The 9,525-nt window shown below is 43.8% G+C and carries 8 protein-coding genes; all 8 read left to right on the top strand.

Translation table 11 applies throughout. The features are described 5' to 3' along the window. The coding region (locus MUP17_10475) for a DUF721 domain-containing protein (GenBank protein ID MCJ7459404.1) at positions 1-364 on the top strand (364 nt) is incomplete at its 5' end. A 259-nt stretch (positions 365-623) separates the two neighbouring features. Then, complete coding sequence (gene gyrB / locus MUP17_10470; protein ID MCJ7459403.1) at positions 624-2,558, top strand: DNA topoisomerase (ATP-hydrolyzing) subunit B; 1,935 nt, start codon at positions 624-626, stop codon at positions 2,556-2,558. Between the two features lie 51 nt (positions 2,559-2,609). Beyond that, positions 2,610-3,191: a hypothetical protein gene (locus tag MUP17_10465; GenBank protein MCJ7459402.1), complete on the top strand. Its 582-nt coding sequence runs from the start codon at positions 2,610-2,612 to the stop codon at positions 3,189-3,191. Positions 3,192-3,287: 96 nt separating this feature from the next. Next, positions 3,288-5,756 carry a DNA gyrase subunit A gene (gene gyrA, locus MUP17_10460; GenBank protein MCJ7459401.1) on the top strand — a complete coding sequence of 823 codons (2,469 nt, stop codon included), beginning with the start codon at positions 3,288-3,290 and terminating at the stop codon, positions 5,754-5,756. Between the two features lie 469 nt (positions 5,757-6,225). Continuing rightward, complete coding sequence (locus tag MUP17_10455; GenBank protein MCJ7459400.1) at positions 6,226-6,915, top strand: YggS family pyridoxal phosphate-dependent enzyme; 690 nt, start codon at positions 6,226-6,228, stop codon at positions 6,913-6,915. Between the two features lie 129 nt (positions 6,916-7,044). Then, the gene (locus MUP17_10450) at positions 7,045-7,590 is read left to right on the top strand and encodes a DivIVA domain-containing protein (GenBank protein MCJ7459399.1); all 546 of its coding nucleotides are present in this window, start codon (positions 7,045-7,047) and stop codon (positions 7,588-7,590) included. Positions 7,591-7,759: 169 nt separating this feature from the next. Then, positions 7,760-8,587: a purine-nucleoside phosphorylase gene (locus tag MUP17_10445; protein ID MCJ7459398.1), complete on the top strand. Its 828-nt coding sequence runs from the start codon at positions 7,760-7,762 to the stop codon at positions 8,585-8,587. A gap of 233 nt (positions 8,588-8,820) precedes the next feature. Continuing rightward, positions 8,821-9,525 (top strand): cation diffusion facilitator family transporter (locus MUP17_10440; GenBank protein ID MCJ7459397.1); only part of this gene is annotated, 705 nt, incomplete at its 3' end.

Genomic DNA, 9,525 nt, shown 5'->3' with positions numbered 1-9,525 from the left:
TTTAGTTAACTCCAAGAAAAATAGTTGCTTATTGAAAGCAGAATCGTTATATTTAGACCCCATGCAAATCAGGGATAAAAAAGGGCCAGAAAACATAGGCTCGGTTCTTGGGAACTTATTAAAGGACTTGGGCTTAGAAAAGAGAATAAAAGAGCAGGAAGTTATAATAAACTGGGAAAAAATCGTAGGTAATAATATAGCTGAGAATACTAAACCTTTTAAGATAGAAGGAGCTAAACTTTTTCTAAAAGTAAAAAGCTCTGCTTGGAGAAACGAGCTTTTCTACCTTAAAAAAGAGCTTATCTCAAAATTGAATGACTCAGCCAAACAAGAGCTAATAAAGGATATAATCTTCCTGAATTGATTTAGATTTTTGTCCATTTTGATATGGCGATCCTAAAAGAAAGTTTTGAAAATCAGATGCTTCGTCCTGCGGACTCAGCATGACAGTCCTTTCTATGTCATTCTGAGTCCACGTAGGGGACGAAGAATCTATATATAGACCGAAGAGATTCTTCGGTCGTCCCGCCAAAGGCGGAGACTCCCTCAGAATGACAGCTGGTAGTGCGACCGCCAAATGCGGGAGGAAAGAAATGAGCAAGACCAAGGTCGAGGAAGACGACATGACCCAGAGGGAAGAAAAAGAAGATAAAGTTACCATAGGCCATCATTATGATGCCGCCACCATCACGGTTTTAAAGGGGCTGGAGGCAGTCAGAAGAAGGCCGGCTATGTATATCGGTGATACCAGCACCAGGGGTCTTCATCATTTAGTCTACGAGGTGGTGGACAACAGTGTGGATGAGGCGATGGGTGGTTTCTGCAATTCGATTAAGGTATCGATTAACAAAGATAACAGCGTGACAGTGGAAGACAATGGTCGCGGTATCCCGGTTGATATGCACCCGACCCAGAAAAAGCCAGCCTTAGAAGTGGTGATGACTATGCTCCATGCGGGCGGTAAATTCGACCATCAGACTTATAAAGTCTCAGGTGGTTTGCACGGGGTCGGTGTTTCAGTGGTGAATGCTTTGTCCGAGTGGTGCGAGGTGGAAGTCTCCAGGGACGGGAAAATATATTTCCAAAGATACGAGGAAGGGAATGCCAAGACTGACGTCAAGGTAACAGGCAAGAGCAAGGGAACCGGAACCAAAACCACCTTCAAGCCGGACAAAAACATATTTGAAAAGATAGATTTCTCCTTTGACATTATTGCAGCGCGGTTAAGAGACTTAGCTTTTCTGAACAAAGGGCTGAAGATAGAGCTTAAAGATTTAAGAAGCGGGAAATCTGCCGTGTATGAATATGAAGGCGGAATCGTCACCTTTGTCGAGTTTTTAAATGAGAACAAGGAGCCCCTGCATTCCAAGCCGATCTATTTTCATAAAGTGAGAGATAATATCGACGTGGAGATCGCAATTCAGTATAACTCCACCTACGTAGAGAATATCTTCTCCTATGTGAACAATATTGCCACCATTGAAGGAGGGACTCACTTAATCGGGTTTAAGACCGCTCTGACCAGGACCATAAACACTTATGCTCAGAAAAATAACCTGATTAAAAATTCCGATCTGACCCTGCAGGGCGAGGATACCAGAGAAGGTCTGACTGCGGTTATGTCTGTCAAAATCCCGGACCCGCAGTTTGAAGGTCAGACCAAGACCAAATTAGGAAACTCAGAGGTCAAAGGGATCGTGGAGTCGATCACCGGCGAGGGTCTATCCGAGTTCTTTGAGGAAAATTCTTCAGTTGCTAAAAAGGTCTGCGAGAAATCGATCACCGCGGCACGCTCCAGAGAGGCAGCCAGAAAAGCCAGAGAGTTAACCCGGAGAAAGGGCGCTCTGGAAGGCGCTAATCTTCCAGGCAAATTAGCTGACTGCTCGATGGATGATCCCCAGCATTGCGAGATTTACATAGTCGAGGGAGATTCTGCTGGAGGCTCTGCTAAACAGGGTAGAGACAGGCGCTTTCAGGCGATCCTGCCCCTGAGGGGTAAGATTTTAAATGTGGAGAAAGCTCCATTTGATAAGGTTTTATCGAATGAGGAGATCAGGACTTTGATAACTGCCATAGGGACAGGTATAGGTGGGGATGAGTTCGATATCTCCAAAATCAGATATAGTAAGGTCATCATAATGACTGATGCGGATGTGGACGGCTCGCATATAAGGACTCTGATTCTGACTTTTCTTTACAGGTATATGAAAGAGTTAGTGGAACAGGGATATATATATATTGCGCAGCCGCCTTTATACAGATTGAAAAAGGGGAACAGCGAGACCTATGCTTATTCAGATGAAGAAAAGGAAAGATTATTACAAAGATTAGGGAATCAGGGAGTCGGTATCCAGAGATATAAGGGATTAGGTGAGATGAATCCTGAGCAGCTCTGGAGAACCACAATGGATCCTGAGAAAAGGACACTACTCCAAGTCGTCTTGGAAGATGCGGCAGAAGCTGACCGAATCTTTACCATCCTTATGGGAGACCAGGTCGAGCCGAGAAGGAAATTTATCGAAGAGAATGCGAAATATGTGAGGAATTTGGATGTGTGATATTGTAGGGGCACGGCGCGCCGTGCCCCTACGGTTTGTTAAAGAAATATTATGCTATACATTGTAATTCCATTAGTAGCAATTGCCATTATAGTAGTTGTAGTTTCAGTTACTTTTTGTTTATCTACTTCAGAAATTGTTCAGCTTGCAGTTGCAGGTGCTACGCTTCTTTTAGCAATGGCAGCTTTCAAAAGTATTAAGGAAGGTGAAAAACATTTTATGAAGAGTAAGTCACCTGTAATGAAGATAGATTTGAAAAATTGGAATGGATTATCGTCATATCAAGATAAAGATGGAAAAGAATTTTTCCGTGATAACGCTTCACTTATTATTAAAAATGTGGGCTTTGCATCAGCTTTTAATATAAAAATTGTTTGCAAAAGGGTAGATAAGATATATGAGGTGGATTTGGGAAATAAGCTGTCTTGTTTTGACTTGGAACAATCGGAGAATAGACAAATAAAATGCTCTTGTTCTGAGTTAACTAGAGAACATTTGGAAAAACCAATTAATATAGAGACAATATATATTGGTATTCTGGGGAATAAGGTGAGACAAAACTTTGAATTACCAATACAGCACGAAGGAGAATATGTAACAGCCTTGACAACTTATTTGGATTTTGGTGTTTAGCGGGTCATCGGGCAAGGTGCCCGATCTACGAGAGTTTACATATTTATATTTTCGTAGGCGGGGCTCCCAGCCCCGCAAATTGAAGAGAAAAAATCAATGGCTTTGGAATTAGAAAGAGAAAAAATAGTCCCGGTGTTGCTTGAAGAGGAGATGAAATCCTCCTATATCGACTATTCTATGTCGGTCATCACTGCCCGGGCTTTGCCGGATGTCCGGGACGGGATGAAGCCTTCCAATCGCCGAATCATGGTGGCGATGAATGATTTGAATTTAGCTCCGGGCAGGCCTCATCGTAAATGCGCCAAGATCGCAGGTGATACCTCAGGTAATTACCATCCTCACGGTGAACAGGTTGTCTATCCCACTTTAGTCCGGATGGCTCAGGATTTCAATATGAGGTATCCTTTAGTGGATGGACAGGGTAATTTCGGGTCGATTGATGGAGATGCCCCTGCGGCAATGAGGTATACTGAAGCAAGACTTACTGCTTTAGCTATGGAGGTGCTGGCTGATCTGGACAAGGATACAGTCAATTTCATTCCCAACTACGACGGCACCAGAGAAGAACCTGTGGTATTGCCCTCTAAGTTTCCGAATCTAATCTGCAACGGCTCATCTGGTATTGCAGTTGGCATGGCGACCAATATCCCCACCCACAACCTCTCTGAGGTGGTCGATGCTCTCGTAGCCTTAATTGACGACCCGGAATTGGAAGATCAAAAGCTCTTGAAATATATCCAGGGACCCGACTTTCCCACTGGCGGTATAATCTACGGAAGAAGTGGGATAAAAGAATACTTCAAGACCGGCAGGGGTCGTCTGGTCCTGCGGGCAAGGGCAAGTATAGAAAAGCAGAAATCCGGAAAAGAGAGCATCATCATAACCGAGATACCTTATCAGATAAATAAATCAAATCTTTTAGAGAAGATTGCCGATCTGGTCAACAACAAGGTTATCGAAGGGATTTCAGACTTAAGGGATGAATCAGACCGGGAGGGGATGAGGATAGTTATCGAGCTTAAAAGGGAAGCGCAAGCCGAGATAATTTTGAATCAGCTTTTTAACCATACCCAGATGCAGACCACCTTCGGTGTGATAAACATAGCCTTAGTGGATGGGGTACCAAAAGTTTTGACTCTAAAGGAGCTGCTTTCCTTATTTATAGAACACCGGCATACGGTCATAACCAGAAGGACAAAATACGAGTTAGCTGAGGCAGAAAAAAGGGCACACATCTTAGAAGGTTTAAAGATCGCTCTGGACAATATCGATGCAGTTATAAGGCTGATCCGGGCCTCTAAAGATCCGGCTGAGGCAAAAGAAGGGCTGATGAAGAAGTTCAAGATGTCAGAGATCCAAGCCCAGGCGATTTTGGATATGCGGCTACAGAGGCTAACCGGGCTGGAGAGAAAAAAGGTTGAAGAGGAATATCTTGAGCTGATCAAGTTAATAGCTACTTTAAAAGGGATTCTGGAGAGTAAAATCAAGAGGATGAATATAATTAAGGAAGAGCTTCTGACCTTAAAGAAAAATTATGGGGACCAGAGAAGGACCGAGATCAAGGAAGAGGAGGAGGAGTTCACCATAGAGGACCTAATTGCAGAAGAGAATATGCTGATCACCATATCCCATAATGGGTATATCAAGAGATTAGGCATAGATGCATACAGAAGGCAAGGTCGTGGCGGAAAAGGGGTAATAGGGATGGAGACCAGGGAGGAGGACTTTGTCGAGCATCTTTTCATTGCCTCAACTCATGATTATATCCTCTTTTTCACCAATACCGGAAAATGCCACTGGCTGAAAGTGCATGAGATACCGGTTGGGGGAAGGGTCACCAAAGGGAAATCGATTACCAATCTCTTAGAATTAGCTGAAGGTGAAAGAATAAGGGCTTTTGCGCCAGTCAAGGAGTTCGATGAAAAGCATTATGTGATGATGACAACTAAGAACGGGACCATCAAAAAAACTGAGCTTTCTGCCTTCTCTAACCCTCGACGAGGTGGAATAAACGCCATCAATATAGATGAAGGGGATGAGCTGATTGATGCCACCATCACTGATGGAACCTGCGACATAGTCTTGGGCACAAAAGAAGGGCTGGCAATAAGGTTCCCAGAGGATAAGGTCAGAAGTATGGGAAGAACAGCTCATGGAGTTAGAGGTATTTCCTTACGAGGTAAGGACTTAGTCGTAGATATGGTGGTAATAAAAAGGGATGCATCCTTACTGGTGGTAACAGAAAATGGATTTGGAAAAAGAACCCCGATTTCAGATTACCGGGTGACCAACCGTGGCGGGAAAGGGGTCATAAACGTAAAGACCAATGAGAGGAACGGAAAAGTCGTTGCGCTCAAAGAGGTGTTGGAAGATGATGAGCTGATGCTGATAACCGAAAAGGGAATGATCATAAGACAGTCGGTCAAATCCATAAAAGAGATCGGCAGAAATACCCAAGGAGTCAGATTAATAAGCCTGGATGAAGGGGATAAGGTGGTGGCTGTGGCACGAGTCGTTAAAGGCGAAGAAGAACAAGAAAGTTCATCCGCCACAGGCGGACAATAGTTTAAAGGTTCAAGGGAAAAAATAACTGGGAAACCCGCCTTGCCCACAAGGCGGGGAAAACGTAGCGTTCGACCTCAGTGTCGGGCGTTTTTTTGTAGCGGAAGGCTTCAGCCTTCCATTGTTTTTAATGGAAACCTGAAGGTTTCCGCTACATAAACCTCACCCCGCTCTCGCATTAGAAAGGAGAGGGAATACATAGAGGATAGGACAACGTCCTGTCCCTGCCCATCTTGTGGGCAAGATGGGGCTAACGTTTTATCGGGTGATAATAGTCGGTAGAACAGGCATTTCCTACGGATCCATTTCTTGGACCTGCCTGTTTTCTATGGTCAGAGAGCGAAGCCTGGCGTAGCCACAGGAATGTCTGACCTACCAAATACCGTTTTTTGGTAGGGGCGTTTAATTAAACGCCTCTACTATTTTTGTTTGCTTTTTTCATAAAACGATATATTATTGTATTTTTGAATTGATGAGCACAATAGCAGAGAATCTGAAAAGATTAGAGGAAAGGATTGAGAAGGTGGCTTTAAAGTCGGGCCGCAAAGGGGAAGATATAACATTAGTTGCAGTTACTAAGAATGTCGAGCCGGAAAGGATAAATCAGGGAATTGATGCGGGGATAAAAATTATCGGAGAAAACAGGATTCAGGAAGCAGAGGAGAAGTTTAAATTTATTACCAGAGATGTCGAAAAACATTTAGTCGGGCATCTGCAGACCAATAAGGTTAAAAAAGCCATAGAGCTTTTTGATTTGATACAATCAGTTGATAGTCTGCATCTGGCTCAGGAGATTTCAAAGAGGGGTAACGACAAGGGAAAGATAGCTGAGGTTTTGATCGAGGTAAATACTTCAGGTGAGTCCTCGAAATACGGGATTAAGCCAGAAGAGGTCTCAAACTTAGTCGAGCAAATATCTGAATTAGGAAACGTAAAGATCAAAGGTCTAATGACAGTAGGACTGTTGACCGAGGAATTGGAGAAAGTCAGACCATGTTTTGTCAAGTTGAGAAATTTATTTGAATCGCTCAAGAGCCTAAAAAAAGAGAACGTGGAGATGAGATATCTTTCTATGGGCATGAGCTCGGATTTTGAATTGGCTGTCGAAGAAGGGGCAAGTATGATAAGGGTAGGGACTGCAATTTTTGGTCCAAGAAAATAAAATTTGTCATTCTGAGGGAGTCCGAATGGACGACCGAAGAATCTTATTGAGAGATTCTTCGCTTCGCTCAGAATGACCCATCTTTGGCGGGATCGCAATGACGGCTAAAATAAGTCTGGGAGGTGAAAAATGAAGATAACGTCCTGGGAAGTAAAAAATCAGAAGTTCAAAAAGAAATTCAAAGGGTATGACCCGACTGAAGTGGATAATTTCTTAGAGATTTTAGCCGGGGAAATTGAAGAGGGAACCAAAGAAATCAATCTTGCAAGAGAAAAACTTTCCTCTCTGGAGAACAAGCTTTCAGAATATCAGAATATGGAACAGACCCTGCAGAGTGTGATCCTCACCACGCAGAAGACTGCAGAGGAGCTTAAGAAAAATGCTCAAAAAGAAGCTGAGCTTTTGCTCCGGGAGGCACAGCTTAAAAGCCATAAGCTCTTAGAGGAATCGAATTTGAAGATCTCTGAGTTCAAGAAAGAAATCTATGAACTGAAGAATCTAAAAGATGCCTATGTTTTGAAATTCAAGTCGATGCTGGATTTGCACAAAAACCTTTTGGAGAGCCTGGAGCAGGAAGGCGGCTCGCGCTTTGAAAAAAAGAAAGACTTAACAGATGAGGAGATGGAAAAAGTAGTTGGTCAGTTTAGAAAAGGAGAGCCTCGTAAAGAAGATTGATGGTAACGTTGTCTCTCATTTGACGGGCAAAGAGATTTAGGAGTGTGTAGTCTGTGAGTGGAGTATAAAGCTTTAGCTTTATCAAAGGTAAACCTGAAGGTTTACACTCCAAAAAAACATCCTCTAGGAGAGTAAGGATGCTACCTAAATATAAAAAAGGATACAGGTGATGGAAAACTTAAAAGAAAAGATCACTCAGGCAAAAGATTTAATTCAGAAGAAAATTGACTCCCAACCTCAGATAGGGATAATTTTGGGCACCGGCCTTGGTTCCTTGGCAGAAGGGATTAAGGTGGATACCCGCATAGACTACCGGGAGATTCCTCATTTCCCGGTCTCAACGGTGGAAAGCCATGCAGGGCGGCTATTATTCGGGAAGATTACCGACAAAAAGGTTTTAGCGATGCAGGGGAGGTTCCATTATTATGAAGGTTACACAATGCAGCAGATAACCTTTCCTCTACGGGTTATGAAGGCTTTAGGAATTGAGCTTTTGATCGTATCAAATGCTTGCGGTGGTTTGAATCCACAATACCGGGCTGGAGATGTGATGGTCATCTCTGACCATATCAACCTCTTGGGGAATAATCCGCTTATCGGTCCGAATGATGAGTCTTTGGGACCCAGGTTCCCTGATATGTATAACTGTTATGATAAGGAATTAATAGCCCTGGCAGAGAAGTGTGCTCTGGAACTGGGCATAAAACTGCAGAAAGGCGTATATGTGGCAGTTGCCGGACCTAATTTGGAAACTGCGGCAGAGTATCGGTTTCTAAGATGGACCGGAGCCGATGTGGTTGGGATGTCAACTGTGCCAGAGACGATTGTGGCAAGGCACCAGGGGATGAAGGTTTTAGGTTTTTCAATCGTAACGGATATGGGTCTTCCGGATGCTTTAAAGCCGACCAATTTAGAGGAGATAATCGCCACAGCCAACAAGGCAGAGCCAAATTTAAAAAAAATTATTGTTAAGGTGGTGGAGGAGTTGAAATTGTAGCGTTGCCACTCCTGCCCTACGGGGGCTTGCTCTGGCAACGTTAAATATGGAGTGCATCGTCCGTGACGACGCCGCATTGACACGGTCAATGCACTCCAAAAAATGAGGTAGCCGCAGGCTTAAGCCTGCGAAGTCGTTAGGTTGAGGTTTATGGCTCACGCAACCTAAAGGTTGCGGCTACCACCTAGGCAAAGGGTAATCGTCCTCACGGGAGTGAGGACGCTACAAAAAATATGTCTAATCATAATCACAACCATAATTCCAGACCTGAGCCGGGGGTTTTGTTCGTCCCTTTGCTTTTGACTGCGCTGATGACCTTGGTGGAGTTTGTGGGCGGAATTCTGTCCGGCAGTCTGTCCTTAATCGGTGATGCCGGGCATATGCTCACTGATACTTTAGCTTTAGGATTGAGCTATTTTGCCTTACGTCTTTCCAAAAGACCTGCGGATGCTAAGAGGACTTATGGTTTTCACAGAACCGAGATTTTAGTCTCCCTCTTGAACGGCTTGACTCTGATTGTCATCTCCGGATATATTTTCTATGAGGCATACAGACGATTTCTTTCTCCTGCACACATAAAGGCTCCCTTGATGCTTTCCGTTGCAATCATAGGGTTGGTGGTGAATGTCATCGGAATGAGTATCTTGAGAAAATCAAGCCAGGGGAATCTGAACGTACGAGGTGCATTTTTGCATATCTTAGGGGATGCTTTGTCGTCGATCGGAGTCATCGTTGCCGGCATAATCATCTTCTTCACCAAGTTCTATTTGGTTGACCCGATTGTGGCAATCTTAATCGGAGGGATAATCTTAAGAGGTGCAGTGGGATTGGTAACAGAGTCAAGCAACATACTCTTAGAGGCAGTTCCCAAGCATTTGAGTATGGATGCCATCGTGGAGGAGTTGAAAAAGATTCCAGGCGTAAAAGAATTGCACGAT

It is taken from the genome of Candidatus Zixiibacteriota bacterium (assembly GCA_022865345.1).
GTDB lineage: Bacteria > Zixibacteria > MSB-5A5 > MSB-5A5 > RBG-16-43-9 > RBG-16-43-9.
Note: the sequence above shows the minus strand (reverse complement) of the source record. Positions and strands in the feature narration are given on the sequence as shown.